The organism is Mucilaginibacter defluvii (assembly GCF_039543225.1).
Taxonomy (GTDB): Bacteria; Bacteroidota; Bacteroidia; order Sphingobacteriales; family Sphingobacteriaceae; genus Mucilaginibacter; species Mucilaginibacter defluvii.
In genome coordinates this window covers 1033243-1059902 of the sequence record NZ_BAABJI010000001.1, presented here as the reverse complement: position 1 = coordinate 1059902, position 26660 = coordinate 1033243, and the positions used below count along the sequence as shown (strand labels likewise).

Here is a 26660-nt window from a genome sequence, read left to right as displayed (position 1 = left end):
TTGTTGCAAAAAGTACGATCAATTGAGTTTATTTTCCGTTCGATCAATAGCAACAACAACACATACCGGCACTTGGTTGGCAATGGAGCGTGATTTTTTTAACAGATGTTAATTGCTGTGTTTTCATGATATGATGACACAAATGTATATAAAATCTATATACTTTATATACTACTTTCAAAATCAATTAATAAATTGTATTAAATATTTAATAATCAAATATTTAATTTATATAGATACAGATTTTGAAAAAACGTTCATCACGATAACTCCCCCAACAATCATCGTTATGCCAATGATGGCGGGTATATCCAGCGATTGCCTGAACACAAAAACCGATACCAGCGCGGTGAGTACAATGCCCAAGCCTCCCCAAATGGCATAAGCTACACCCAACGGAATACTTTTAAGCGAGCTAGAAAAAAAATATAAGCAGCACAGGTAGCACACCACCGCCATAATGCCGGGCAAAAGCCTGGTAAACTGGTGCGATGCCTGAAGCAGGCTTGAACCGATAACTTCAAAAACGATAGCCAGGCCGAGAAAAAGGTATTTCATAGATAAACAGGATTTAAGCAAAAGTATAATGATTATGTAAACGGTAACGGCAATTATTAGTTGGAGGCTATTCTTAATTTATGTTTCTATATTTGTTAAGCCACTATTTAAAGTTTTTTATGACGATCACTGTTTTGGCATTTGGTGTTGCTAAGGATATTTTTAACGCGCCATCCATACAACTGGAATTGGTGAACGATGCCACCGTTATGAGCCTGAAATATACTTTGGAACAACAATACCCCCGGTTAAAGCAACTTTCATCATACCTCATTGCCGTAAATAACGAATACGCCCTGCCCGAGGATTATATTCATCAGCGTGATGAAGTGGCCATTATTCCACCTGTAAGCGGCGGATAATGATGAGCAGCTCCCCTATTAACATATTGATTACCGATGAGCCGCTTGATGTTACCAATTGCAGCCAATGGGTAATGACGCCTGAAAGCGGCGGGATTGACGTTTTTATTGGCACCGTACGCAATGCAACCAAAGGCAAAACTGTTTTACGCCTGGAGTTTGAGGCTTACCAAACCATGGCCATACGCGAGATAGAAAAGATCGCTGCCGCGGCCTTTGAGCAATGGCCACTTCAAAAAGTATTGATCCATCATCGTACTGGCGTATTACAGGTTGGCGAAATACCGGTTACCATCGCCGTATCTGCCGCGCACCGTGATGCTGCCTTTACCGCCTGCCGTTATATCATCGATACCCTTAAACAAACCGTACCCATCTGGAAAAAGGAATTTTTTGAGGATGGCGAAGTTTGGGTAGCCGCGCATCCATAAAGCATTACTTATCCGTTTTCGTCGAGCCACTCGTTCAGGCCGCCTTTTAAGGATACCGCTTTACTATCGGGCAATGCGCGGCTGGCTATCTTGACCGCTTCGGCGCTGCGCTTGCCGGATGCACAATAAAACACATTGGTTTTATTGGGATCAACCTCGTGCAGATTATTTTCAAGCTCACTAAGCGGAACATGTTTGCCGCCGATATGATGCGCAAGGCGTTCTTCCTCCGTACGTACGTCAATCAGTTGTACATCATCACCCTGAATGCGCTTTTTAAGTTCGGTTTGATCGATATCCGGCACCTCCTCTGCCGCGACCAGTAACGTGGTGATGTTGGTTTTGGTAAGCGTACCTATTTTTACAACCCGGCTTTGCAGCGTTTGGGCATCAAATACCAGGAGTTTGCCGGCGAGTGATTCACCGGTTTGGGTAATGTATTTAAGCACCTCGTTAGCTTGCAGGCAACCAATAATGCCGGCCAGGGTTGGTATTACACCGCCCTGCGTACAATTTGGTATCTGGGCGGCATTTACCTTTGGGTATAAATCGCGATAGTTGGGCGTGCGGCCACCGCTTTGGTGTGCAACATTCCACAGCGCAACCTGCCCTTCAAACTGGTAAATAGCACCATAAACCAACGGTTTTCCGCTGATAACGGCGGCATCGTTCAGCAAGTAGCGGGTTTCAAAATTATCGGTACAGTCAACCACAACATCGTACTTTGCTATAATATCGAATACGTTGGCGGCGGTTAAACGCTGCTCATACGGTACAAATTCAACCGCCGGGTTTTGCTGCCTGAGTTTGCGGCACGCTACAGCGGCTTTATTACTGCCTGTATCATCCGGACCATACAATACCTGCCGGTGCAGGTTACCCTCGCTAACCGTATCAAAATCAGCAATACCTATAGTGCCCACCCCTGCCGAAGTAAGGTACAAAGCGGTTGGGCACCCTAAACCGCCCATACCCACAATCAACACACTGGCCTGCTGCAAACGCTGCTGCGCTGCTTCGCCAAAGCCGGGTAAGGCTATCTGGCAATGGTATCGCGCCCAATCATTAGTCATGTGATGCTATTTTTTGGTGGAGTAATTGTTTAATGCGGTCATGCTCGTCCGGCGTGTTCACGTTGGTCAGCGCATCCGGGTTGGCCGGCGGTATAAGTGAGGTATCGCTATTGATCAGCACCTTGCGCGCGCAGCTATAGCCCTGCGCCAAAAACGCCAGCAATTGCGGATAGCTTTTAGGCTCCCAAATAGTGATAAGCGGCTCGGGCAAGCCATCGAACCCACTGGTGTAAGCCGTGGCTATAGCGGCAGGGTTGCGCAAAGCGACTAAATGTTGTATGGTCGTTTCATCCAGCAAAGGCAGATCTGTTGCCACTACCAGCCAGGCACTGTCCGGCTCGCTTCGAAAGGCCGAAAGAATTGCCCCGTACGGCCCCAGATCGGTAAAGGTATCTGGCAATACAGCATAATCTTTATCTACAAGCTCTTGTTGTTCTGCTCTGCAGGATATATATACCTCGTTGCAAAAACCGCGCAGCATATCGGCAACGTGATAGCGCTGTTCCTTATCGTGCCACTTTACGGCTGTTTTGTCAAAGCCCATGCGCTGGCTTTTACCCCCGGCAAGTACCAGCCCGTTAATTTTCGGCAGATTTTGTATCAGCTTACTTTTAAAGAACATGACAATGCCTTGAAGGTCATCTGATTTAAGCACCGGTATATCGCGCCAATTTGGAACGGCTTCCTCAATAAAATCAAACACCTCATTGATATTATCACTCACCAGTATCAATTCCACGTTGGTTAATTGCGAAACACGCTTTTGCAGCGATGCCTTTTTGTTTTCGTCAAGTATCAGCACCTGCGCTTTGGCCTGCTGATGATTGCCGTTAACCAGCACAAAATCAGCCTGCGAAAAATGCTGCCTTAATTGAAACGGCGATAGCGGCGCGGCATAACTTAACTGTGAATATTGCAACTGATCGGTATATTCCAATACTGCTCCCGCGCCTAAGCGACCGGGAGCGTTAGTCACATCATCGGCATGTGTGGTATCGGCGTAGGCACCTTTATAGTCGGGAGCCAGCGCTTTGATCACCTCATCGGCCAGCAGCTTAATTACGGTGCAAGGTGCGCCCAATATTGCCCACTCGTTACGCCCGAAACTACCCAGCGACGGCCTCGCCAGTTTGGTATGTTTGTTATGCCCGTTTAAAGTCATTCTTCCCTCCTGTTTTTTCAACAAGCCGCGTTTCTTTTATCACGATGTTATGGCTCATGGCCTTGCACATATCATAAATAGTTAGCGCCGCTATGGATGCGCCCACCAATGCCTCCATCTCTACCCCGGTACGCGCGGTTATGGCAGCGGTACACTCTACTACCACCTCACGCTCAGTGTTAAAGCTGATGGTTATCGAGCAGTTGTCCAAACCCAGCGGGTGGCAAAGCGGTATCAGCTCACCGGTTTTTTTGGCGGCCATTATGCCCGCTATAATAGCGGTTTGAAATACCGGCCCTTTTTTGCTCCGCAATTCATCGCCCTCCAGTAAAGTTAAAACTTCATCGGGCAATAAAACAATACTTTGTGCCACGGCCTTGCGTGCGGTTACCTGCTTAGCGCCCACATCAACCATGGTGGGGTTGCCCTTACTATCTATATGCGTTAAGTTCATATTTATAAGGAGTTAATGAGGTGTACACGATAAACTTCGCCTTTGTTAAATAACACTTTATCGGCTGGAAATTCCATAAAGGCATTGGCATCGGCAAGGTTGGCAAAATCGCCTGAGCCGTTACCTGCTATTGGCTCGGCCACCAGTTGCGCCTGTTGGTTAACAAATAACTTAACCTGCAAAAAGTATTTTAGTTCGGGTTTAAATTCCAGGTCATTATTCAGCATGGCATAAACCGGCGCGGGTTGCGGCTGATCTAAAGTTGCATACAGCCAGGGTATAAAGTACCGGTGCATACACAAGTACACCGCCACCGGGTTACCCGGAAAAGCGAATACCGGCACGCCGTTGCAATGTTTACCAAACCAAAACGGTTTGCCCGGCCGCTGCGCTACTTTATGGAAAAGTTGCTCAACCCCCAAATCAATCAGTACCTGCGGCAGATAATCAAACTTACCGGCCGAAACACCGCCAGCCAGTATAATGGCATCGGAATACTGAAAACACTGCGATAACTGGTTCCGCATAACTTCCGGATCATCGGGCAGGTGCAGTACTGAGGCCTCGTAACCAAGTGTTTTAAGGGTAGCCTGCGCAGTATAATTGTTTGACCGCCGTATCTGGAAAGGGGTTGGGTGTTTATGCACCTCGATCACTTCATCGCCTGTAGAAATAACCACAATACGTGGAACCTTTTTAACCCGCACCTCCGCCTCGCCTACCGAAGCGATAAGGCTGAGCACTGCCGGAGTGATTAACTGACCGGGTACAGCCAGTACATCGCCCTGCTTACGGTCGGCACCCTTGAGGTGCAGGCCTTGTCCCTTTTCAATTGTTGCCAGGTTGATAATCGCCTCGCCTTCGCCGATGGTAATATCTTCGTAACGTATCACTGTATCTACCGACTTCGACATGGCAGCCCCGGTCATGATCTCTATACATTCTTCATCACCGCCAATCTCAACGGGTATTGCTCCGGCCGCTTGTACTGCCTTTATTTTAAATATGCGGACGCCCCGCTCAAAGGCACTATACTTTATGGCGATGCCATCAACCATTACCCGGTTATATGGCGGCATATCACGGTCGGCACGGATGGTCTCGGCCAGCACGCGGCCTGCCGATGTATCAAACAGGGTGATCTCGGCACCGAGGTCGCTCCTGTTTTCGAGTATTATCTGTTCAGCTTGTTCAACTGTTATCATAGTAAATTTTTATCCGCCAATAGCGGCCATTGATTGGTGAATGTTCGCGGCTGACTTTACTAGACGCTCCGCCTCATGGCCATCAATAACGCGGTTGTTCAGCGCTTGTAAAAGCGCCTGTTTTATTTGTTCATCAGTATTGCCCATCCGCAACTTATCGCGCAGGTTAAGCACACCATCATCATACAAACAGGTTTTTAGAATACCTGTGGGCGTTATCCTTATACGGTTGCAGGTACCGCAAAAAGTGCGCGAGTAAGCGGCAATAACGCCAACATTACCTTTATGGCCTGGTATAGTATAATTGTATGCTGTTGAAAACGGTTCATCCACCGCTTTTGTTAGATGTGGATAGCTTTGCCTGATCTCATTCATAATACGCACATGATCCCAGGCTATGCCGCTAAACCGGTGCCCATCGCCGTTAAAGGGCATTTCTTCTATAAAGCGAACGCTTACGGGCAGTTCACGGGTCAGCTCAACCAGGGGTAATATATCCTGCGTGTTTTTGCCTTCCATAACCACGGTATTAATTTTTACGTCGATACCATGTTTCAGCAATTCTTCCAGCGTGTGCATTACAGCCGCGAATTCATCACGGCGGGTAATGGTAAAGAAACGTGCCGCATCCAGCGTATCCAGACTCAAATTTACCGAGCGGATACCCAGGCGCTTTAACTCATTTACATAAGACGCGGTAAGTACGCCGTTGGTGGTAATGGTCAGTTCATCAAGCCCGTTAAGCGCAGCTAGCGACGATAGTAATTGCATCAGATCCCGCCGTACAAATGGCTCGCCGCCGGTAATTCGAATCTTGCTCACCCCCATGCTTACCAGCATGCTACTGATTCGCAACAGTTCCTCATAACTGAGCAACTCGGTACGTGATAACCAGTTGAGGCCATCCTCGGGCATACAATAAAAACAGCGCAGGTTGCACCTGTCTGTCACCGCAAGGCGCAGGTAATTTATTGGCCGACCATGGTTATCTATAAGCAAAATGCGTTTGTTTTATTTGTAAAAGTAACGATTTAACGGGGCCTATGATACAAAAAAAGTCCTGCCGGTTGCGCGGCAGGACTTTAATTAGGATAAGCGAATGCTTATTTTTTTACTGTAAACTTATAGATGGTGTGAGTTTTATAAGTTTCGCCCGGTTTTAATACCGTTGTAGGGAACGATGGCTGATTTGGTGAATCAGGGTAATGTTGTGTTTCCAGCGCGAACGAGGTGCGGAAATCATCCATCTTACCATACTTCATCTCGTTTTTTGACTGCATAAAGTTACCGCTATAGAATTGCAGACCCGGCTCCTCGGTATAAATATCCATGGTTATGCCGCTCTTATCGCCTGTTATCGAGGCAATTGATTTATTAATATCATGCTTGTTCAGCACAAAGTTGTGATCGTAACCTTTGCCGTTTTTTAGCTGCTCGTTGGCATTGGTATCAATACGGGCACCAATTTCGGTAAGCTTGCTAAAATCAAACGGTGTACCGGCTACCTTATCAATACGGCCAAACGGAATCAGGCCGGCATCAACCGGAATGTAGCTATCGGCATCAACCTGTAAAACGTGTTTCAGGATGTCGCCGCTGCCGCAACCGTTAAGGTTAAAAAAGCCGTGGCTGGTTAAGTTACAAACGGTAGTTTTATCAGTAGTGGCTTCATATTTAATATCTAAACTATTATCATCTGTGAAATGGTAGGTAACTTTCACGTTTAGGTTACCAGGAAAGTTCTCCTCACCATCTTTTGACAGGTAGGTAAGCACCAGGGTTGACGAATCAGGCTGCGTGCCATCCCAAACCACATACTGAAAACCCTTTTTACCACCATGGAGTGTGTTAGCACCGTTGTTGGTAAACAGGCTGTACTCCTTGCCTTCCAGCTTAAATTTACCTTTGGCGATACGGTTACCATAACGACCGATCAACGCGCCATAATAAGGCTCGGTTGATTTTACAAAGCCTTCGGCACTGCCGGGGCCTACTATAACGTCGGTAAGTTTGCCATCCTTATCAGGCACCTGCAGGCTCACCAAACGGCCGCCATAATTAGTGATGCTTACCTGGGCGCCGCTTTTATTTTTAAGGGTAAATAGCTGAACTTTTTTACCATCAATGGTGGTATCAAACGCGGCGGCTTGCGGCGCCGCTGCTGCGGTAGTACTGTCGGTCATAGTGTCGGTTGAATTTTTGCTTGCTTGCTGATTACAGGCGGACAAATATATTGCACAAACCGGTAATGCCAGTGCGATAGAACGCAAAAAGTGTTTTTTCATAAAGTTTATTTGATTGGTTTATTTTCCGTTTAATTTTTTGATCAGGTCAACCTCGGCTTGTTTGTATGGCGTACCGTCTTTCCTGAAAACATCATGAAACCATAGCGGCGGCTCACTGCCATCAGGGATTACCTTCTCCCATGAGTAAATGGTATTGGTTTTACCTGATACAAAGCCCCAGTTTATAGCGGCCACGTTTTGCTCTTTCAGCATTGGCATTACCGTTTCAAAAGTACTGTTACGGGTGCGGGCCATGTACTCGGTGCATATTAAAGGACGGGCATTAAATTTCAACACTTTAACCATAAACTCATGGTTATCCAGCGGATTGTAATTATGATAAGTTATCACGTCCGAATTATTGGCCTGAAACGCGTTCAGCTCATATAATTCCCATTTCCACATACCGGCGCTGACAGGTTGCGACGGGTTTACCGCCCTCGCCCACTTAAACACCTCTACCAGCAACTCCATTGATTGATTGCCTTTGTCTTTATTACCGGGCTCGTTGTATAAATCCCACAATAATATGCGCTTATCGTTTTTAAAGGTGGTGAGTACATCGGTAACATACTTTTTAAGATAGGCGAAATCTTCCGGCTTTTTTACAATAAAGCCGGGGTCCTGCAACCAGCCCGAATTATGCACGCCAACCTTTGGCTCCGGCTGTTTGCCCGGCTTGGCTCCGGTGTTCCAGCAATCATCAAAAAACACGAACATGATCTTGATGTGATGCTTATCGGCCAAACCTAAAAACTGGTCTATACGTTTTTTAAACCCGGGGGCATCAGCCTTCCAGGCCTGACTGTGCAAAAACACGCGCATCAGGTTAAAGCCTATACCTTCGGCACAGCCAAATTCCTTGTCAATAGCCGCCGGGTCAAATGTTTCGGCCTGCCACATTTCCATTTGGTTGATGGCATAGGCAGGTATATAGTTGGCACCACTCATCCAGGGGTATTGGGCATACCAGATATTGGCTTTTTCCATCGTCCACCTGCCGGGGATAACCGGCGGTATATAGGCCGGCTTTTTGGCGGCATCCTGCGCGTTAGCCATTGAGGCGAAACACAACATTGCCGCGGCTAAAATACTTTTGATCTTCATTATAAGTAGTTTAATTGGTTTTTATTTAATTCCGGATGGTTTGGCTAACGGTTTACTTGTACTAAGCGGTACACCAAAGTTAGGTGAGCCATCCTTATTCCAGGTAAACTTTTGGGCACGCGGCGAACGCTTGTTGCTGCAGCCATCGCCGGGGTTAGAGTTAGCGTGATACAGAATCCAGTCCTCTTTGCCATCCGGCGATTTGAAGAAGGAGTTATGTCCCGGCGCGTAAACACCCGTTTCGGGCGATTGCTTAAATACCGGCTCCGGCGATTTTTTCCATGATTTTGGGTCGAGCAGGTTAGCGTTGGCTTTTGCGCGCAGCATACCCAGGGCGTAATTATCCGTCCAGCAGGCGCTGGCCGAGTAGATCAGGAAAATGTCCTTACCGTGCATCAGTATCTGCGGCCCTTCGTTCACATCCAGGTGTTTGCCGCCGGGCAGGTCGCCATCCTTTTCCCACGCATAAGTCGGCGTGGCTATCATTACCCGTTCGCTGCTAATAGTCCAGGGGTTGCTCATTTTGGCTATGTAAATGTTCTGCTTTACGTTTACATCGCCTTCCCAGCCTGCCCATATCATGTATAGCTGGCCCTTATTTTCAAATACCGAACCATCAATAGCCCACTTGCCGGTAGCATCCTTTACCTGGCCTTTAAATGTCCATTCGCCTTGCATGGGGTCAGCCGAAGCGTTTTCTACCACGTACATGCGGTGATGATCGTTATTCCCATCATCAGCAGCAAAATACATATACCATTTACCGCGGATGAAATGCAGCTCCGGCGCCCATATTTCTTTAGAATACATGGTGCCCGGAGGCGGTGTCCAGATTGTTTTCCGTTCGGCGGATTTAAGGTCGGTAATGTCCTTTGTTTTCCAGATGGCCAGATGGTTGCCGGTGGTATGGGTGTAGTAGTAGTACCCGTCCTTATAAGTATTCCACGGATCAGGACCACCAGGCAGCAGCGGGTTAGTAAATGAGGCTGTTTGCTGGGAAAAACCTGCCATGCAGGCAAGGCAAAGCCCTAAACATAGAAGCGCTTTCTTCATTCTGATAATTTAATTGGTAAAGACAAATATAATTTTCTGCACCAATTAAAAAATGTATAAGCTACATTTATTTATTAAAAGCCGAAACCGCCATCCTCAATAACCGCGCTTTGGCAAATGTATGTAGGCACAATCCCTGTTGAGTGAATGTTTGATTCCGCGTCGCCGGGCAGGGTATTGCCGGAGAGCACCAGCACGGTATCTAAGCCAAACTTATTGCCACCCATAATATCTGTAAACAGGGTATCGCCCACCATTACAATATCCTTTTTGCTGATGGCACGGCGCTCACGTATCATATCATAAGCGAACATGAACATCTGCGAATCGGGCTTACCAAAGCGGATAAACTCCTTGCCAACAATACTCTCTACCATGTTGGCAATCCCCCCAATAGCCACGGCTATATCATTAGCAGTGAGCGGGTAAGCATAATCGGTATTGGCTACAATGGCCGGTATGGGGCGCTTGCGCAGAATGTTTACCGCCTTGTTAATATCCTCAAACCAGTTAAAGCCCTCATCATCCATAAAAACGAGGGCATTAACCTTATCAATATTGCTGCTGTTAACCGCCGATACCGGCATGGTGTGCCTGCCCTCGTTATCAATATAGTGCGCCGACTCCGGCGTACCTAAAAATGCTACAATGCCATCCTTAACTTTAAGATCGAGATACTCCTTGGTGAGCATCCCTGATGAGATGATACGCTCCGGATCGATAACCGTTAAACCCTTTTTGTGGTACGATTGGGCCAGTTCCACCGGACTACGTGAAGCATCATTGGTAACAATATAATACTCCTTGCCCTGCCGGGTCAGGTATTCAAAGGTCTTTTCGATACCGGGTACCAAGCCCTCGTAATTCTTTAAAACGCCAAAGGCATCAAAAAATATAATCTCGTAACGGTCTATAATGGATTTAAAGTTATCTATACGCTGCATTAAGTAAGCTTTAAGGCATCAATTATCTTTTCGGCGTTGAAATCCCTGTCAACTGATGGAAGGTAGATCTCAAAAGCCTCGGCCTGTAACTTTTTGGCATATTGCTCGTGGAAAAAGTACTTGCCATCCTTAATTACATAATTAAGAATAAAAAAGCGGTAAACCTCCTTTAAAAAACGAATTTCATCCGCCTTGAGCGGATTAACTTTATGATATTCCTGTAAAAAGAGGATAAAACGGTCTTCCATCATGGTATCGATCACGTAGCTGAACACGGTGCGGTCGCCAATGGTGGATACCACCCTGCTGAAAAAATAAAAATCGAGTATGCGGTAACTCATCCTGAACCAATCATAATCCCACCTCGAATACAGCTCCAGGTCGGGCGTTACCGAAAAGTTGCCGATGTTCCAGTCAATAAATACCGGGATAATCTCAAACGAGTTGAGGTTATATTTTGAGCGGTTTTTCAGGAACAGTTCACAATGGTATTTTACATAATCCGCCTGCATACGGCTGCCAAAATGCTTTTCGTTTTTGGCGATCTGCTCCAGTAGGATATTGATATCCGTACGCAGTGTTTTTGACGATTTGGGCAACACATTCTTCACCCGCGAACAGGCCTTGTGAAATTTGCCCACCTGCTGGCCGAGCTTCATAATATGCTCCTCTTCCAACTGGCGGGGCAGGCGCGTCATAATACGGGTCGGGTTATAAAATACCACCCAGACATCCTTTTTGCCTTGTTTATAACGATAGGTGTAAACCCGGTTATTTTTTAATAATGATTTAGAAAGCAGTGTCTCAAACGGGTAAAGCAGGTTGTTTGACAGCGCGTGGATCAGCCGGTGATCTTCCTTAAAATGCTCGTATTTACCAAAATAAGATAGCTTGGCAATGATGATATCGTCATCATCAAACGTAATGCGGTAAACGTGATTGGTTGAAACCTTCGCGCTGATATCCTCAATCGTTTTTATGGTTTTTGACGCATCGTATCCATCCCACGCCGCCTTAATAATAACTGAATAGTCCATTTAGAATTTATAATCGCCGCAAAGATTGGGAATTATTTTGAGTTTTACTCACCGCCTGCCCCTCTGCTGCGCAAAGAGGGGTGAAATTTCTTGCATGATAGCCCCAGAAATTAATCCGGATTTTTAAATCCGAAATCAATCTATATTGCTTCAAAATAGCGTTTCAACTCCCAGTCGGTCACGGCTTTGGCGTGCTGGCGGTGCTCCCAGATGCGGGTATTGGTAAAATGATCAACAAAACCTTCGCCAAAAAGCTCCTTAGCTACCGATGAGTTTTGCATAGCGATGGCGGCATCGTACAGGTTGCTGTGCAAACGACCATTGCGCAGATCCTGGTAACCATTACCCTCGGTGGCGGGGATATTCAGGTCCAACTTATGCTTAATGCCATACAACCCCGAAGCCAGCGACGCGGCTATGGCCAGGTACGGGTTGGTATCAGAACCGGGTATACGCATTTCTGACCGGGTATATTTTTCACTATCGTTCAATATACGGATGGCCGTTGTGCGGTTATCAAATCCCCAGGTAATGGTAGTTGGCGCCCAGGCTCCTTCAACCAATCGCTTATAGCTGTTAATGGTTGGCGCGTACATAGGCAGCAAATGCGGCAGGCAATATAACTGCCCGGCCAGGTAATGCTTGAGCAGATCGCTCATGTTATGCTCATCGGCGGCATCGTAAAACAGGTTATTTTCCTTATCCTTATCCCACAAGCTTTGATGAATGTGCCCGCTGCAGCCCGGCAAATCCGCATTCCATTTGGCCATAAAAGTGGCGGTTATGCCGTGTTTGGAGGCGATCTCCTTTACTGCGGTTTTAAACAGCACGGCCTTATCGGCAGCGCGCAGGGTTTCGTCGTGTACAATGGCAGCTTCGTAAACGCCCGGACCGGTTTCGGTATGCAGCCCCTCAATCGGGATATCAAATTGTGTAAGCAGATCAAACAGATCATTATAAAAATCATTTTGCTGCGAGGTGCGCAATATGGAGTAGCCAAACATGCCCGGGGTTAAGGGCTGCATATTGATAAATCCCTTTTGCTCCAAACTATGCGGCGTTTCTAAAAAGTTGAACCACTCAAACTCCTGCGCAAATTCGGCATGGTAGCCCATGTCATCGCATTGCTTAACTATACGCTTCAACAAACTGCGCGGGCATGCTTGCAGATCGTTGCCATCGGCTTTGCTAAAATCAGCCAAAAAGAAAGGGATATTACCTTGCCAGGGGATGTTCCGTTTGGTTGTCAGATCTATACGGCAATCCTTATCGGGGTAGCCGCTATGCCAGCCGGTAACCTTTACGTTATCATAAGCGGCATCTGTTATGTCCCAGCCAAACACAACATCGCAAAAGCCATAACCATCCTGCAAACCATCTAAAAACTTTTGCGTGCTGATGGTTTTTCCACGCAGAGCGCCGTCAATATCAGCAAAGGCAAATTTTATTTTGGTGATGCTATTGTCTTTAATGTAGTCGATGAGTTGGTCTTTAGTCATGGGTGCAAAGGTATAGCCAAAAGTGAAATTAGTAAAGTTTTTGCAAAGCCCATTATATACCGGTATTTTGCTGCTTGATGAATGATAACGCCTGCCTGCTTTTTGTTTACGGCACCCTGCTTGTAAAGCATAACCAGTTTGCCGCATACCTGCAAAGGCATTGCACCTTTATAAGCAAAGGCCGCACACGGGGTACCTTGTATGATGTTGGTGAATATCCCGGCGCTATTATTGATGATTCGGGCGGATATGTCTACGGCAGCATTTATAGCATTTATAAGCCCGATGAAGTGTTGCCCATATTAGATGAGTATGAAGGCATCTCCCCAAACGACCTTCAACCGCATGAATATGTACGATTATTAACTCCCGTTGAAACTGATTCGGGCTTGACTAACTGCTGGGTTTATGCCTACAATTGGCCAGTGGATGGGTTAAAGATTATTGATGGCGGAGATTATTTGGGTTATAAGGCTTTTTAAAACAGCATTTGTTACCTGTCCTTAACTTCTTTTGTGCAGACAAAAGAAGCAAAAGCTGCCGGCTACGTCCTGCCCGGTGAAAGGTTATGCTTTGGCAAAGCTTATGCTACTCCGGGCATTACTGATGCCGGTAAAATAGGATATTTATGGGTTGTGCTTTGCTTTTTTCATCCTTATTCTCATTACGTCATTGCGAGGTACGAAGCAATCTCTTTAAGCTTTTCACGCTCTCTTGCCCTCAAGAGATTGCTTCGTACCTCGCAATGACTCATTCTTATTTTATCAAAGTCCTCCCCCTCGGGGAGGATTATTCACTATCATTATTTTTTAGCGGTGCTTATGAGGGCTTCGCCGTTTAGGATAGGTTGGCTAAAAAAAATCCCCCGGTTTTTAAAAACCGGGGGACCAAGTATATAAATGAGCTGACCTGATTAGATCTTAGCTGATTTTACAGTTTTGATGATAACCGCAGCTACTTTGTATGGATCGGCAGCTGAGTTAGGACGACGATCTTCCAGGTAACCACTCCAGTTGTGATCAACTGCGTAAAGCGGGATACGGATTGAAGCGCCACGATCAGATACACCATAGCTAAAGTCGTGGATAGAAGCGGTTTCGTGTTTACCGGTTAAGCGCTGATCGTTATCGGCACCGTAAACGGCGATACACTCAGCCACAGCCGGACGGAAGGCCTCGCAAACTGCCTCGAATTTCTCTTTGCTGTTAGCGGTACGTAATAATGTGTTTGAGAAGTTAGCGTGCATACCTGAACCGTTCCAATCAAGCTGACCAAGCGGTTTACAATGCCAGTTAATTGATACTCCGTATTTCTCGCCAATACGCTCAAGCAGGTAACGCGCAATCCAGATCTGGTCGCCGGCTTCTTTAGCGCCCTTAGCGAATATCTGGAATTCCCACTGTCCGGCAGCAACCTCAGCGTTGATACCCTCAACATTTAAGCCAGCCTCTAAACATACGTCTAAGTGCTCTTCAACAATTTCGCGACCGAAAGCGTTGTTAGCGCCTACTGAGCAGTAGTAAGGGCCTTGCGGACCAGGGTAACCACCTGCAGGGAAACCAAGCGGTTTGTTGGTTGCTGGATCCCAAAGGAAATACTCCTGCTCAAAACCGAACCAGAAATCATTGTCGTCATCCTCGATCAAAGCACGGCCGTTTGACTCATGCGCTTTACCTGTTGAATCAAGTACCTCGCACATTACCAACCAACCATCTTTACGCTGCGGATCAGGAACTACGTATACCGGTTTTAAGATACAATCTGACGAACCACCTGGTGCCTGCTCAGTTGATGAACCGTCAAAGCTCCAGTTATCTAAATCCTCTACGTTACCGCTAAAACTTTTAACGATTTTTGTTTTGCTGCGCAGGCTTTGTGTTGGTTTGTAGCCGTCAAGCCAGATGTACTCAAGTTTTGCCATTGTTTTATTTATTTCTTTTTAAAAATTGTTGGGGTTTAATAACAGTTTGTTGTAATAGCAACTAATTATTGAGGCGAATTTAATTTATTTTTATAAAATCCATAATAATTTCATAAAATATTTAACATTTTTTTGAGAATTACGTACAAATACAACTCAATTTAAGAAATACTGACATTTCTATAAAAGTATTTTAACGTTTAACAAAACCTGGCATCCGCAATAAAATCTAAAAATTACGTAATCGTCAATTTAAGTCAATCTCATACCTGTCAGCTACGGTTTATCATATTTCGTAATTTTATCATATCAATATAAAATTTATAGTAATTGTATGATTGGGTTTTAACACAAACCGGCACTTTATTGTATTTTTTTATTAAAATTGCCATGATTTACGAATGCGGTTTGAGCAAGAAAGAAGCTTATTAAAACTCCCGGCCACAATTTTTAAATCAAAAACCGTTTTGGTTTTAATCAGTTAATATTTTTGGTGCCCTTGTATTTAAACGGGCTTTTGTACAGAGAATGAACAATACGAACAGTGTTGCGGGCAATTATGCCGACGTGGTGTTGATAGGCGCGGGTATTATGAGCGCCACCTTAGGGGTTATGCTTAAAGAGCTCCAGCCCGACCTCACCATTGAAATATTTGAGCGCCTTGATGTTATTGCCGCCGAAAGTTCGGACGCGATGAACAACGCGGGTACCGGCCACTCCGCTTTTTGCGAGCTTAACTATACGCCGCAAAAGCCCGATGGTTCAATAGAAATAAAAAAAGCCATACAAATTGCCGAGCAGTTTGAGATTAGCAAGGAGTTTTGGGCGCACCTGGTTGAAACGGGTTACCTGTCATCGCCAAAAGAATTCATAACCAAGGTACCCCATATGAGCTTTGTTTGGGGCGATGAGAATGTAGAATATCTTAAAAAAAGACAACAAGCGCTGGTAAAGCATCACTTTTTTAAAGATATGCTGTATGCTGAAGACGCCGCCCAGCTAAAACAGTGGATCCCATTAATTATGGATGGCCGCCAGCCAGGCGAAAAGGTATCGGCCACATATATGGATATTGGCACCGATGTTAACTTTGGCGCGCTTACACGCTCGCTTATTAACAAGCTGCAAAGCCAGCCCGGCGTAAAGCTGAGCCTTAACCACGAGGTTGAAGATATCAAGCGCAACAAGGATAACAACAACTGGCAAATAGATATTAAAGACAACTCTACAGGCAAAACCCGAAAGCTTGAAGCCAAATTTATTTTTGTAGGTGCGGGCGGCGGCGCATTGCCCCTGCTGCAAAAATCGGGCATACCTGAAAGTAAGGGCTTTGGCGGTTTCCCGGTAAGCGGGCAATGGCTGGTATGTACTAACCCTGAGGTTGTTGCGCAACATAATGCCAAAGTGTACGGCAAGGCTTCGGTAGGTTCGCCGCCAATGTCAGTACCTCACCTGGACACCCGCATGGTAAACGGCAAGCGTGAATTGCTGTTTGGCCCGTATGCCGGTTTCTCAACCCGTTTTTTAAAGAAAGGCTCACTGCTTGATCTGTTTAAATCTATCAAGCTGCATAATATAAAACCGTTGCTATCAGTAGGCCTGCACGAAATGGCGCTGACCAAATACCTGATCGGCCAGGTAATGCAATCACCTGCAGACAGGCTGAAAGCTTTACAGGATTATTACCCGCAAGCCAAACAAAGCGACTGGAAATTAGATATTGCCGGCCAGCGTGTACAGATCATCAAAAAAGACGACAAACTGGGCGGAAAGCTTGAATTTGGTACCGAAGTAGTTACCTCTGCCGATGGCAGTATATCTGCTTTGTTAGGCGCATCGCCGGGCGCGTCAACCTCAGTACCTATCATGATCCAGTTGATAGAACGCTGCTTTAAGGATAAAGCACGGTCAGCCGCGTGGCAGGCTAAGCTTAAGCAGATGATACCATCCTACGGGCAGTCTCTCTCAAATAACGAACAATTGGCCGATGCTACACGTGAGCGTACGGGGAAAGTACTGGAGATATTATAGTTGAGTATGCGTAAATATTAGAAAAGGCGCTGAGTGATCACTAAGCGCCTCTATTTTAATCAATTTGCCAAATTGAAAGCTATTGGAACAGTGTAAAGCTCTTTTACTGGTTTACCATTTAAATATTGAGGTTTCCAATCAGGTGATAATTTCATGACGCGAACCACCTCCTCGTCGCACCCAAAACCAATACCTTTTAACACCTTAATATCTTTTAGCTTACCTGTTTCAGTTACTATAAAGGATATAAACACGCGTCCCTGCTTATTCTTTTCCCGTGCAAGGGCTGGATATCTTATATTCTTGGCCAAAAACCTTCCGAAAGCATGCAGCCCACCTTTGAAAACAGGTACACTACTGTAACCGGGGCCTGGAACGATATCATCCGACCATTCGACAACCCGGCCTTTTTTATCTTTAAAATAGCTTTTGATAAACGATCCGGCATTAGAGTATTCTTGAACTTCCAAAATGTCATCATTTACCTGAACAGCCCACTCTCCGCTTTTATCACCATTTTTAACCGGGCCTGAAATATAAAAGTGTTCATTATCATAATCGTAATCTAACCATGTACCTTCGCCATCCTTCGTAACAACTACCCCTGTTGTATCATGGCACTCAAGCATCCGCCAACCATAACCATCCACCTCTTTAATGGTGTACAATTGTCCATTTGGATAATACTTATATTCTCTTCCAACAGATTTACCGTTTAAATAAGTCGCCATTGTTTTTCGACGGCCATTTTCAAAATACTCGAAATAGTTCCCATTAAACTCAGTACCATCCGGCTTTTGGGCATAAGCTTTTAACTTAAGTTTACCGTTCTTGTAAGTTTCTACAACCGGGTATAAGTTTTTCTCCGGGTCTAAAGGTAAAATTTTATGTGTGTAGTATGCATTATTAGCAGATGCTACCCGTTCTCTGCTTTTGGCATAATAAATTACCGTATCAGTAAATGGCGCGGGAGATTGAGCATTTGCGGCATCAAAAAAAACTATAACTATCAAAAATGTAAGAAAGGTTTTAAGCATACACAAATATGCTAATTTATACGTTAGTGCACCAAGTTATTACCTTAAATGCCATTCCCGCTTTTTTTATATTTTTGCAACGCCGCAAGCAAGGCTTATTAAATGGATATATCAGTAGTAGTACCTTTATATGATGAAGTGGAATCGTTGCCCGAGCTTACCTCTTGGATAGCACGGGTAATGGACGAGCATAAATTCAGCTATGAGGTGATACTGGTTGATGATGGCAGCAAGGATGGCTCGTGGGATATGATCTGCCGGCTTAAACAGGGCAACCAGCATTTAAGGGGCGTAAAGTTCAGGCGTAACTACGGTAAATCAGCCGCGTTGAATGTGGGCTTTGAGGCGGCACAAGGTAATGTGGTAATCACCATGGATGCCGATTTGCAGGATAGCCCCGACGAAATACCCGAACTGTACCGCCGCGTTATCGAAGAAGAATATGACCTGATATCCGGCTGGAAAGCCAAGCGATATGATCCGCTGAGCAAAACTATCCCGACCAAACTGTTCAACTCGGCTACCCGCAGCATGTCGGGCATACATAACCTGCACGATTTTAATTGCGGCCTTAAAGCATACCGCAAGGCTGTAGTTAAAAATATTGAGGTTTACGGCGAAATGCACCGCTACATACCCGTATTGGCCAAATGGGCGGGCTTTACCAAAATAGGCGAGCAGGTGGTTGAGCACCGCGCCCGTAAATACGGCAAAACAAAATTCGGTTTAAGCCGGTTCATTAACGGATTTCTGGACCTGTTATCGATATTTTTTGTAGGTAAGTTCGGCAAACGCCCTATGCACTTTTTTGGAACTATGGGCGTGCTTAGTTTTTTCACGGGCCTGGTGATGGCATTATGGATCATATTTGAAAAGCTTTACCACATTGCCCGTAATGAGCATTATCGCGACACGACAGACAATCCACTGTTTTATATAGCCTTAGTAGCCATTATTTTGGGCTCCCAACTGTTTTTAACCGGGTTTGTGGCCGAACTGGTTTCGCGCAACTCGAGCGACAGAAATAATTACCAGATTGAGGAAACGGTTTAGATTATTGGTTGCACCTTATATAATATCTGCGCATAACCCCTGAAAGCATACCCAATAAGACGCATGCACTATACCATCATTATACCTTTATATAACCGCCCGCAGGAGATAAAAGAACTGCTGGAAACGCTCACCCTGCAAACTTATAAGCAGTTTGATGTGATGGTTATTGAGGACGGTTCAAAAGATGATGCTGCCGATATCGTAAAAAGCTTTCAGGATAAGCTCGATCTAACCTATTACGTAAAAGCTAATGAGGGCCAGGGCTTTGCACGCAACTTTGGTTTTGAACGCGCTAAAGGCGACTACTTCATTATCTTTGATTCGGATTGCCTGATTCCGCCTAATTACCTGGAAACGGTTAACAACTCCCTTACTGTAAACTGGCTGGACATGTATGGCGGGCCTGATGCGGCGCACACATCCTTCACCCCCATTCAAAAAGCCATAAGCTATTCCATGACCTCGCCTTTTACCACCGGCGGCATCCGTGGCAACAAAAAAAACATGGGCGGGCAATTTCATCCGCGCAGCTTTAACATGGGCTTATCGCGCAAGGTGTGGCAAAAGGTAGGTGGCTTTATCATCACGCGCCTCGGCGAGGATATTGAGTACAGCATCCGCGTGCATACCGCCGGTTTTAAAATCGGCCTGATACCTGATGCCATTGTTTACCATAAGCGGCGCACCAATTTTAAACAATTTTATAAGCAGCTGCACTTTTTTGGCCGGGCGCGTATCAATATTTATAAATTCTTTCCTCACCAGTTAAAAGCGGTTCACTTTTTTCCGGCGGTTTTTACGCTGGGGCTAGGCTTTACATTAGTAGCTAATTTATTGCAATGGCCTGTAGCCCAACTTTGCAATGTTTTATTAGCTGTTTACATATTGTTAATATTTTTTCACGCTTTAACTCAAAATAAATCCCTAAAAATTGCATTTTTGAGCATAATAACATCCTTTATACAGCTGGTAGCTTATGGCTTTGGCTTTATGCAGGATTTTTGGAAACGAGTTATCATGAAAAACGCTTAGCATCTGTATATGTACCATCCGTTTTCTATTATAGAAACTTTAAAAACTTCATGGCACATTTTAAAGGGTAACTTTGTAACTATCATTGTTTATTCGGCTGTTACCTTTTTGTTGTTAGGTATACTTTCTGTTGCGCTGGCATTTACCTTTTCGCCGGACGATTTTACATCGACCATGATATTCTCGTTCATCATGCTGTTTATTCAGGCCTACTCCACATTGGGTTTGTATAAATTGATATTTACGGTGATAGATAGCGAATATTATGAATTTGAGTTCTCGCAGATCATTCCCACTATAAAAATGGTGTTAAGCTACCTGGCTGTAGTATTTTTGCTGGCATTTATTGTTACCAATTATAACATCGGCGTTAACATGCTCGAACCGTATGAAGATTTACAAAACCTGGTGATGATAATCAGTACCATAGTCGGGCTATACTTAGCTTTTCGCATCATGTTTTTCAATACCTTTATTGTGGATGACCATTCAGGGCCATTTGAATCGTTAAAACAAAGCTTTGCGCTTACTAAAGGCTATCTGCTTAAAATTATAAGCATATTAGGTATAATTTTATTGCTTATCGCCTTGCCCATTGCGCTGTCAAACTTTTACCCAATTATTTCAATTGCAATACTGTTTACCTACCCTTTTGTAAACATTGTACTGGCCGTTACCTACCGCAAGCTGGTATACAGCCATATGGATGTTGACGACAGCGTTGCCGAAACCGACTAAGCTATGGGTTTAAAAGCCTCACTAAGTAAAATATTTGCCGCCTACGTTAACCGCCAGCTTAATAAACAGCGTAAAAACGCGGTGGCGCTACAACAAAAAACATTTCTTGAGCTTATAGCACAAGCCAGGGATACCGAATTTGGCAAGGCGCATAACTTTAGCCAGATACGTACTTATGAAGATTTTAAACGCCTGGTACCCGTACGCGATTACGAGGAGCTTCGCCCCTATATTGAACGTATTGTTGCCGGCGAGGCTAATATTACCTGGCCGGGCAAACCCTTGTATCTCACCAAAACCTCGGGCACTACATCGGGCGTAAAATATATCCCCTTGTCAAAGGAAAGCATGCCGGGGCATATAAAGGCAGCCCGCAACGCGTTGCTCAGCTATATTCACGAAACCGGCCGCGCTGAGTTTGTGGATGGCAAAATGATATTTTTACAGGGCAGCCCTGAGCTGGCCGAAAAAAACGGTGTACCTGTTGGGCGCCTGTCAGGCATTGTAGCGCACCATGTACCGGGCTATCTGCAAAAAAACCGGTTGCCAAGTTACCAGGTAAATTGTATTGAAGATTGGGAGCAAAAGGTAGACGCCATTGTGGAGGAAACCAGCCAGGCGGATATGCGCCTGATATCGGGCATACCACCCTGGTGCCAGATGTATTTCGACCGGCTATCCGCCAAGCATGGGGGCAAAAAGATAAAGGATATTTTCCCGAATTTTAAACTATACGTATATGGCGGTGTAAACTACGAGCCCTACCGTGCCCGTATAGAAGAAAGCATTGGCTTCGCGATTGATACAATTGAAACCTACCCGGCATCAGAGGGATTTATTGCCTTCCAGGATTCGCAAAAAGAACGCGGATTGCTTTTACAGGTTGACCTGGGCATGTTTTATGAGTTTATTCCGGCGGATGAATATTTTAACGATAACCCTACCCGTATCAGCTTAGCAGATGTAGAACTGGATAAGAATTACGCGCTTATACTTAATACCAATGCCGGCCTTTGGGGTTACAGCATTGGCGATACAATTAAGTTTATCTCTAAGGATCCGTATAAGATCATTGTAAGTGGGCGTATTAAACACTACATATCCGCCTTTGGCGAGCACGTTATTGGTGAAGAAGTGGAACATGCGCTGATGAGCGTAGCTAAAGAAGAAGGATTGGATGTGGTGGAATTTACCGTAGCGCCGCAGGTAACGCCAGAAGCCGGGCAACTCCCTTACCATGAATGGTTTGTGGAGTTCGGCAAAGAACCTGCCGACCTAAAAGCTTTTGCCCTTAAGGTTGATAAAGCCCTGCAAAAGAAAAATATTTACTATTTTGACCTGATTGAGGGTAACATTTTACAGCCCTTGATAGTCAATAGTGTAAAAAAGGATACTTTTATAAATTATATGCGGTCGCAGGGTAAATTGGGCGGCCAGAATAAAGTGCCGCGCCTGGCAAACGACAGGAAGATAGCGGACGAATTGAAACAGTACATAAATTAAACGCTGCTGCGGTTACTACTCCGCATAGCGACAGATGATGTTTGATAATATAGCTCAAATAAAAAACATAGCCATTTTAGGCTCAACAGGCAGCATTGGCACACAGGCGCTTGAGGTGGTTACCGAAAACCCCGACCTGTTCCAGGTAGTGCTGCTGACAGCCAACCATAATGCGGATTTACTAATACAGCAGGCGCTGGAATTTTACCCTACCCACGTAGCCATTTGCGACGAAAGCAAATACGGTCAGGTCAAAGAGGCCCTGGCAAAAACCGACATACAGGTACACGCCGGGCACAAGGCCATTGTTGAACTGGTTACCTTGCCCGAAATACATGTAGTGCTTACCGCCATGGTAGGCTTTGCCGGTTTAGAACCCACCATTGCCGCCATAAAGGCCGGTAAAGATATCGCGTTAGCGAATAAGGAAACCCTGGTAGTTGCCGGTGAATTGATTACGGACCTTGCACGCGAGCATGCGGTAAAGATATTACCTGTAGATTCGGAGCATTCGGCTATATTTCAATGCCTGGTTGGCGAAGAACAAAACCCGATAGAGAAGATCATCCTGACCGCTTCGGGCGGTCCGTTTCGTGGGCGGGACGCCGCTTACCTGGCCAACGTTACCCGTGAGGATGCCCTGAAACATCCTAACTGGGTAATGGGCGCTAAAATCACCATTGATTCAGCCTCACTGATGAACAAAGGGTTAGAGGTGGTTGAGGCCAAATGGTTGTTTGATTTGGAGCCCTCGCAAATTGAGGTGATCGTGCATCCGCAATCCATCATCCACTCCATGGTACAGTTTCAGGATGGATCGATAAAGGCGCAAATGGGCCTCCCCGATATGAAGTTGCCCATACAATACGCCCTGGGTTATCCGCAGCGCATCGCTAATAACTTTAAACGCTTCAGCTTTACCGCTTACCCCTCGCTTACTTTTGAGCAGCCTGACATAAAGACATTCCGTAATCTTGGTTTGGTATTTGATGCGCTTGGCGCGGGTGGTAATATGCCGTGTATTGTTAACGCGGCCAACGAGGTTGCGGTAGCAGCGTTTCTGAATAAACAAACCGGCTTTTTAGCCATGAGTGATGTTATTGACGCCTGCATGCAAAAAATTGAGTTTATTGAAACGCCTGCCTTGCACGACTATATGGAGACTGACAGGCAGACGCGCTTGTTAGCTCAAAATTTAATACAAACTTTGCCGTTAAAGGCTTTTACATTTTGATACAAATTAATAAATGGACGTAATTGTAATGATCGGTCAGCTTTTGCTTGGCCTTTCAATCCTGGTAATTTTGCACGAGTTTGGCCACTTTATAGCGGCCCGCGCATTTGGTATCAAGGTTGAAAAATTCTACCTGTTTTTTGATGCCTGGAATTTCAGCCTGTTTAAATTTAATTATAAAGGTGTTGAATACGGAATAGGCTGGCTGCCTTTGGGTGGCTACGTGAAAATTGCCGGTATGATTGATGAATCGATGGATACTGAGCAAATGGCAGGCGAGCCGCAGCCCTGGGAGTTTCGCTCAAAACCGGCCTGGCAACGCCTGATCGTTATGCTGGGGGGCATCATTGTCAATATCATCGTAGGTATTTTTATTTTCTGGATGCTGACCGTTAAATATGGCGAGAGCTATATCCCGAATGATCAGATAAAATATGGTATTGTACCCGGTACCATCGGCCAGAAGATCGGCCTACGCGCCGGTGATAAAATATACGCCATCAACGGCAAACCGGTTGAGCGTTTTGAAGATATCAGCAGTTCAAAAGTATTGATTGATAACGCCACGCTGAACGTTGACCGTAATGGCCAGAAGCTGGATATCGCTATTCCGGCGGATATTTTAAATGATATATCTGACCTGGGTATAGAGCAGTTCATCAGCCGTGTGCCCCGTTCCAAAATAAAGGTTGACAGCTTGCTCCCTACCGGCACGGCTATAAAAGCAGGGCTGGCTAAGGGCGATGTTATAACCGCTGTAAACAATAAGCCTGTAGTTTATTTTGATGAGTTGCAATCGGCATTAAAACCGCTAAAAAACCGCAAGGTTACATTACAGGTAAACCGCAATGGCAATCAGCTTGACCTACCTGTACAAACCAGCAAGGATGGTACCATAGGTTTTGCTAACAAATTCGATATTCCGGAGAAGACTATTGACTATGGCTTTTTCGCGTCGCTGCCTATTGGCGCTAACCGCGCCGTTACCTCTTTTGTTGATAATGCAAAAGGTTTGGGTAAACTGTTCACCGGCAAAGTAAAGGCTACCAAAGCCGTATCAAGCCCGATAGGTATTGCTACGTTGTACGGTGGTGAGTGGGAATGGGCCCGTTTCTGGAGCCTTACCGGCCTGCTTTCAATGGTGTTGGCATTGATGAACCTGTTGCCTATACCGGCACTTGACGGCGGTCATGCTTTATTTCTATTAATCGAGATGATAAAGGGCAAGCCACTGAGCGATAAGTTCCTTGAACGCGCGCAAATGGTAGGTTTTGTATTACTGATATCGCTGATGCTGTTTGCCTTCGGCAACGATATATTTAAGCACATACTGCCGAAATAAGTAGCGGCTTAACAATAATAAAAAGCGCTGATAGTATTACTATTGGCGCTTTTTGTTTTATAAAGGAAAAACTAAAGGCCCTTATCTGCTGACACCGTCATTGTTTTAAGTCTTATCCCATGTCATGCTGCGCTTGTCGAAGCACTCCCCGCCGGGTAAGGCCCGCGCTCGACCCTTCGACAAGCTCAGGGTGACATGGCCTGCGCCTTTTATATTATCATCTTGACGAACGAGAAATCTATCACATAAAATATAACAACACAAAAAAAGCACCCTATTGAGCGCTTCATTTTTTATTATACCGACGGTTGCGGTGGCGAATAATTGTCTGCATCTATATATGCTGGCGGATCTTTCTTAAAAATAGCAGCAAATATCAAGGATACAATAAACCAAACGATTAAGCTGATGCCGATATTCATCAGGATTTTACCGAAAGTAATGTCGGCCTGCTCGTCGAACTTTTTGTTGATATCGTCAACAGCTTTATCAATATCCGATTGAGAAGCATTCGCTTTTTCCATCATAGCGGTAACAGCATTACCTGTAGCAACTTTAGATTTCTCTACAGATTGCGGCTCAATGATCTTAGAAAAAACCAATGAATAAAACAAGGAGCTGATAATAGCCGAAATGACAAACATGATAAATATACCTGAAGTTGCTTGCCTGAAATTCCAAAAGCCACCGATTTTTTTTCGCAGATCGCGTGTTATGAATGAAGCGACAACGATTGGCAATAGAATGGCGAAAATAAGTGGACTGCCAATTATTAACCAAAAATTCGTTGTCATACCGGTGGTAAAGTAAAACGAAAAAACGGTTAAGATGGTTGAAGCAATACCAAGTATAATACCGCTTGATATCGCAGCCTTTCTGATTTGCTGATCTTTGGTTTCGGTGCTCATGGCGAAATAATTTAGGTTTATTTAAAGTTAACTAAAATCTCGTAAACAGGCACGTCAAACTCCGCATCGGGCGCGCTTTGGGCTACTGCCGCCTTAACGTCGGCTGTTGGTTCAACATCCTGAAAGAAAGCCATCACCGGGTAGAAAAGCTCTTTTAACTCCGAATCAGCAGGCAATTTCTCCGCTACCTTTTTAATTTCATCAAAGGGAGCTTCAACCAGTATCTGGTTGGCGATAATCGGCTCATAAATACGGTGCTCATCCTGAAACTCGTCTTCATCAACCAGCAAAAATTCCTTCAGGTAATCTTCCAGGCCAGGTTCTATTTCCTCGTCGGCACACTCGTTAAGGTAAAGCAAAACGTTAAGCAACTCGGTACCACGGTCAATAGTTTCGTCTTCAATTTTGGCCCATTCCGGGCTGTCCAGGTAATCCTCTTCAAGTTTTTTAACATCGGCGCTAAAAAAGTTGATGAGCAGCAGGTCAAAGAAAACCTCACGCAAAGGCTCAAGCTGCGGATTGTCGTCAAACACGCCGTCTAACAGGTCAACCTTGCTTATAAAATCCTCATCGGCAGCAAATACCGACTCAAATTTACCTTGAAGCGCTGTGGCATCAAAGCCGCCATACTGTTTAAAAGCTTTTAAAGCTGCCTCAATGGCCGACTGTACTTTTTGAGCTACCATAT

26 protein-coding genes are annotated in these 26660 nt (G+C 45.2%); 10 read left to right on the top strand and 16 right to left on the bottom strand.

Features of this window, described 5'->3' with window-relative positions; translation table 11 throughout:
* Positions 1-228 precede the first annotated feature (228 nt).
* Positions 229-558, bottom strand: a complete 330-nt coding sequence (locus ABD960_RS04810; protein ID WP_345329771.1) for a DMT family transporter — start codon at positions 556-558, stop codon at positions 229-231.
* Between the two features lie 119 nt (positions 559-677).
* Here ABD960_RS04810 and ABD960_RS04805 point away from each other — a divergent pair, with 119 nt between their 5' ends.
* Together ABD960_RS04805 and ABD960_RS04800 are read left to right on the top strand one after the other, a co-directional pair.
* Positions 678-920, top strand: a complete 243-nt coding sequence (locus ABD960_RS04805) for a MoaD/ThiS family protein (protein ID WP_345329769.1) — start codon at positions 678-680, stop codon at positions 918-920.
* Complete coding sequence (locus ABD960_RS04800) at positions 920-1351, top strand: molybdenum cofactor biosynthesis protein MoaE (RefSeq protein WP_345329767.1); 432 nt, start codon at positions 920-922, stop codon at positions 1349-1351. Before ABD960_RS04805 ends, ABD960_RS04800 begins: the two co-directional genes overlap by 1 nt.
* Positions 1352-1359: 8 nt before the next feature.
* Here the strand turns inward: ABD960_RS04800 and ABD960_RS04795 are convergent, their stop codons facing one another.
* The 11 genes from ABD960_RS04795 to ABD960_RS04745 form a co-directional block, all read right to left on the bottom strand.
* Positions 1360-2424 (bottom strand): ThiF family adenylyltransferase, encoded by a 1065-nt coding sequence (locus ABD960_RS04795; protein WP_345329766.1) that lies wholly within the window; start codon positions 2422-2424, stop codon positions 1360-1362.
* Positions 2417-3607, bottom strand: coding sequence for an NTP transferase domain-containing protein (locus ABD960_RS04790; protein WP_345329765.1), 1191 nt, complete (start codon positions 3605-3607; stop codon positions 2417-2419). The genes ABD960_RS04795 and ABD960_RS04790 overlap by 8 nt, the downstream gene beginning before the upstream one ends.
* Positions 3567-4040: a cyclic pyranopterin monophosphate synthase MoaC gene (gene moaC / locus ABD960_RS04785; protein ID WP_345329764.1), complete on the bottom strand. Its 474-nt coding sequence runs from the start codon at positions 4038-4040 to the stop codon at positions 3567-3569. Before moaC ends, ABD960_RS04790 begins: the two co-directional genes overlap by 41 nt.
* Before the next feature lie 2 nt (positions 4041-4042).
* Positions 4043-5245 (bottom strand): molybdopterin molybdotransferase MoeA, encoded by a 1203-nt coding sequence (locus ABD960_RS04780; protein WP_345329763.1) that lies wholly within the window; start codon positions 5243-5245, stop codon positions 4043-4045.
* Positions 5246-5254: 9 nt separating this feature from the next.
* A complete protein-coding gene (gene moaA / locus ABD960_RS04775; RefSeq protein ID WP_345329762.1) occupies positions 5255-6244 on the bottom strand; it encodes a GTP 3',8-cyclase MoaA in 990 nt (329 codons plus the stop codon).
* Between the two features lie 104 nt (positions 6245-6348).
* On the bottom strand, positions 6349-7428 hold the full coding sequence (locus tag ABD960_RS04770; protein WP_345329761.1) for an aldose epimerase family protein: 1080 nt from the start codon (positions 7426-7428) through the stop codon (positions 6349-6351).
* A gap of 120 nt (positions 7429-7548) precedes the next feature.
* Complete coding sequence (locus tag ABD960_RS04765; protein ID WP_345329760.1) at positions 7549-8637, bottom strand: cellulase family glycosylhydrolase; 1089 nt, start codon at positions 8635-8637, stop codon at positions 7549-7551.
* Positions 8638-8658: 21 nt separating this feature from the next.
* The gene (locus ABD960_RS04760) at positions 8659-9690 is read right to left on the bottom strand and encodes a glycoside hydrolase family 43 protein (protein ID WP_345329759.1); all 1032 of its coding nucleotides are present in this window, start codon (positions 9688-9690) and stop codon (positions 8659-8661) included.
* 74 nt (positions 9691-9764) lie between these two features.
* A complete protein-coding gene (locus tag ABD960_RS04755; protein WP_345329758.1) occupies positions 9765-10634 on the bottom strand; it encodes an HAD-IIA family hydrolase in 870 nt (289 codons plus the stop codon).
* Positions 10634-11671 (bottom strand): hypothetical protein, encoded by a 1038-nt coding sequence (locus tag ABD960_RS04750; protein ID WP_345329757.1) that lies wholly within the window; start codon positions 11669-11671, stop codon positions 10634-10636. The genes ABD960_RS04755 and ABD960_RS04750 overlap by 1 nt, the downstream gene beginning before the upstream one ends.
* A gap of 140 nt (positions 11672-11811) precedes the next feature.
* A complete protein-coding gene (locus tag ABD960_RS04745; protein WP_345329756.1) occupies positions 11812-13170 on the bottom strand; it encodes a glutamine synthetase family protein in 1359 nt (452 codons plus the stop codon).
* A 77-nt stretch (positions 13171-13247) separates the two neighbouring features.
* Here ABD960_RS04745 and ABD960_RS04740 point away from each other — a divergent pair, with 77 nt between their 5' ends.
* Positions 13248-13652 (top strand): gamma-glutamylcyclotransferase family protein, encoded by a 405-nt coding sequence (locus ABD960_RS04740; RefSeq protein ID WP_345329755.1) that lies wholly within the window; start codon positions 13248-13250, stop codon positions 13650-13652.
* A 431-nt stretch (positions 13653-14083) separates the two neighbouring features.
* On the opposite strand, the gene ABD960_RS04735 is transcribed toward ABD960_RS04740, so the two are convergent.
* Positions 14084-15091: a glutamine synthetase beta-grasp domain-containing protein gene (locus tag ABD960_RS04735; RefSeq protein ID WP_345329754.1), complete on the bottom strand. Its 1008-nt coding sequence runs from the start codon at positions 15089-15091 to the stop codon at positions 14084-14086.
* 528 nt (positions 15092-15619) lie between these two features.
* Between ABD960_RS04735 and ABD960_RS04730 the strand changes: the two genes are divergently transcribed.
* The gene (locus ABD960_RS04730) at positions 15620-17122 is read left to right on the top strand and encodes a malate:quinone oxidoreductase (protein ID WP_345329753.1); all 1503 of its coding nucleotides are present in this window, start codon (positions 15620-15622) and stop codon (positions 17120-17122) included.
* A 59-nt stretch (positions 17123-17181) separates the two neighbouring features.
* On the opposite strand, the gene ABD960_RS04725 is transcribed toward ABD960_RS04730, so the two are convergent.
* Positions 17182-18159 carry an energy transducer TonB gene (locus ABD960_RS04725; protein WP_345329752.1) on the bottom strand — a complete coding sequence of 326 codons (978 nt, stop codon included), beginning with the start codon at positions 18157-18159 and terminating at the stop codon, positions 17182-17184.
* 102 nt (positions 18160-18261) lie between these two features.
* On the opposite strand from ABD960_RS04725, the gene ABD960_RS04720 reads away from it, so the two are divergent.
* The 6 genes from ABD960_RS04720 to rseP all read left to right on the top strand — a co-directional run bounded on the left by ABD960_RS04720 (position 18262) and on the right by rseP (position 25064).
* Entirely contained in the window at positions 18262-19212 is a 951-nt protein-coding gene (locus ABD960_RS04720) for a glycosyltransferase family 2 protein (RefSeq protein ID WP_345329751.1), read from the top strand.
* A 63-nt stretch (positions 19213-19275) separates the two neighbouring features.
* Positions 19276-20247, top strand: a complete 972-nt coding sequence (locus tag ABD960_RS04715) for a glycosyltransferase family 2 protein (protein ID WP_345329750.1) — start codon at positions 19276-19278, stop codon at positions 20245-20247.
* A gap of 9 nt (positions 20248-20256) precedes the next feature.
* Positions 20257-20985, top strand: coding sequence for a hypothetical protein (locus ABD960_RS04710; protein WP_345329749.1), 729 nt, complete (start codon positions 20257-20259; stop codon positions 20983-20985).
* 3 nt (positions 20986-20988) lie between these two features.
* Positions 20989-22488 (top strand): GH3 auxin-responsive promoter family protein, encoded by a 1500-nt coding sequence (locus tag ABD960_RS04705; RefSeq protein WP_345329748.1) that lies wholly within the window; start codon positions 20989-20991, stop codon positions 22486-22488.
* 34 nt (positions 22489-22522) lie between these two features.
* Positions 22523-23722 carry a 1-deoxy-D-xylulose-5-phosphate reductoisomerase gene (locus tag ABD960_RS04700; RefSeq protein WP_345329747.1) on the top strand — a complete coding sequence of 400 codons (1200 nt, stop codon included), beginning with the start codon at positions 22523-22525 and terminating at the stop codon, positions 23720-23722.
* A gap of 13 nt (positions 23723-23735) precedes the next feature.
* Positions 23736-25064 (top strand): RIP metalloprotease RseP, encoded by a 1329-nt coding sequence (gene rseP, locus ABD960_RS04695; protein ID WP_345329745.1) that lies wholly within the window; start codon positions 23736-23738, stop codon positions 25062-25064.
* 296 nt (positions 25065-25360) lie between these two features.
* Here the strand turns inward: rseP and ABD960_RS04690 are convergent, their stop codons facing one another.
* Entirely contained in the window at positions 25361-25972 is a 612-nt protein-coding gene (locus tag ABD960_RS04690; RefSeq protein ID WP_345329744.1) for a DUF4199 domain-containing protein, read from the bottom strand.
* Positions 25973-25989: 17 nt separating this feature from the next.
* The gene (locus ABD960_RS04685) at positions 25990-26658 is read right to left on the bottom strand and encodes a hypothetical protein (protein WP_345329743.1); all 669 of its coding nucleotides are present in this window, start codon (positions 26656-26658) and stop codon (positions 25990-25992) included.
* Positions 26659-26660 lie beyond the last annotated feature (2 nt).

What these genes read in the sequence shown, in the direction of transcription:
- ABD960_RS04725 (WP_345329752.1), bottom strand. Translation starts at nt 18,159, where the DNA reads ATGCTTAAAACCTTTCTTACATTTTTGATAGTTATAGTTTTTTTTGAT.
- ABD960_RS04690 (WP_345329744.1), bottom strand. Translation starts at nt 25,972, where the DNA reads ATGAGCACCGAAACCAAAGATCAGCAAATCAGAAAGGCTGCGATATCA.
- moaC (WP_345329764.1), bottom strand. Translation starts at nt 4,040, where the DNA reads ATGAACTTAACGCATATAGATAGTAAGGGCAACCCCACCATGGTTGAT.
- ABD960_RS04715 (WP_345329750.1), top strand. Translation starts at nt 19,276, where the DNA reads ATGCACTATACCATCATTATACCTTTATATAACCGCCCGCAGGAGATA.
- ABD960_RS04770 (WP_345329761.1), bottom strand. Translation starts at nt 7,428, where the DNA reads ATGACCGACAGTACTACCGCAGCAGCGGCGCCGCAAGCCGCCGCGTTT.
- ABD960_RS04740 (WP_345329755.1), top strand. Translation starts at nt 13,248, where the DNA reads ATGAATGATAACGCCTGCCTGCTTTTTGTTTACGGCACCCTGCTTGTA.
- ABD960_RS04760 (WP_345329759.1), bottom strand. Translation starts at nt 9,690, where the DNA reads ATGAAGAAAGCGCTTCTATGTTTAGGGCTTTGCCTTGCCTGCATGGCA.
- ABD960_RS04685 (WP_345329743.1), bottom strand. Translation starts at nt 26,658, where the DNA reads ATGGTAGCTCAAAAAGTACAGTCGGCCATTGAGGCAGCTTTAAAAGCT.
- ABD960_RS04745 (WP_345329756.1), bottom strand. Translation starts at nt 13,170, where the DNA reads ATGACTAAAGACCAACTCATCGACTACATTAAAGACAATAGCATCACC.
- rseP (WP_345329745.1), top strand. Translation starts at nt 23,736, where the DNA reads ATGGACGTAATTGTAATGATCGGTCAGCTTTTGCTTGGCCTTTCAATC.
- ABD960_RS04705 (WP_345329748.1), top strand. Translation starts at nt 20,989, where the DNA reads ATGGGTTTAAAAGCCTCACTAAGTAAAATATTTGCCGCCTACGTTAAC.
- ABD960_RS04750 (WP_345329757.1), bottom strand. Translation starts at nt 11,671, where the DNA reads ATGGACTATTCAGTTATTATTAAGGCGGCGTGGGATGGATACGATGCG.
- ABD960_RS04700 (WP_345329747.1), top strand. Translation starts at nt 22,523, where the DNA reads ATGATGTTTGATAATATAGCTCAAATAAAAAACATAGCCATTTTAGGC.
- ABD960_RS04720 (WP_345329751.1), top strand. Translation starts at nt 18,262, where the DNA reads ATGGATATATCAGTAGTAGTACCTTTATATGATGAAGTGGAATCGTTG.
- ABD960_RS04780 (WP_345329763.1), bottom strand. Translation starts at nt 5,245, where the DNA reads ATGATAACAGTTGAACAAGCTGAACAGATAATACTCGAAAACAGGAGC.
- ABD960_RS04800 (WP_345329767.1), top strand. Translation starts at nt 920, where the DNA reads ATGATGAGCAGCTCCCCTATTAACATATTGATTACCGATGAGCCGCTT.
- ABD960_RS04810 (WP_345329771.1), bottom strand. Translation starts at nt 558, where the DNA reads ATGAAATACCTTTTTCTCGGCCTGGCTATCGTTTTTGAAGTTATCGGT.
- ABD960_RS04795 (WP_345329766.1), bottom strand. Translation starts at nt 2,424, where the DNA reads ATGACTAATGATTGGGCGCGATACCATTGCCAGATAGCCTTACCCGGC.
- ABD960_RS04755 (WP_345329758.1), bottom strand. Translation starts at nt 10,634, where the DNA reads ATGCAGCGTATAGATAACTTTAAATCCATTATAGACCGTTACGAGATT.
- ABD960_RS04735 (WP_345329754.1), bottom strand. Translation starts at nt 15,091, where the DNA reads ATGGCAAAACTTGAGTACATCTGGCTTGACGGCTACAAACCAACACAA.
- ABD960_RS04805 (WP_345329769.1), top strand. Translation starts at nt 678, where the DNA reads ATGACGATCACTGTTTTGGCATTTGGTGTTGCTAAGGATATTTTTAAC.
- ABD960_RS04765 (WP_345329760.1), bottom strand. Translation starts at nt 8,637, where the DNA reads ATGAAGATCAAAAGTATTTTAGCCGCGGCAATGTTGTGTTTCGCCTCA.
- ABD960_RS04730 (WP_345329753.1), top strand. Translation starts at nt 15,620, where the DNA reads ATGAACAATACGAACAGTGTTGCGGGCAATTATGCCGACGTGGTGTTG.
- ABD960_RS04710 (WP_345329749.1), top strand. Translation starts at nt 20,257, where the DNA reads ATGTACCATCCGTTTTCTATTATAGAAACTTTAAAAACTTCATGGCAC.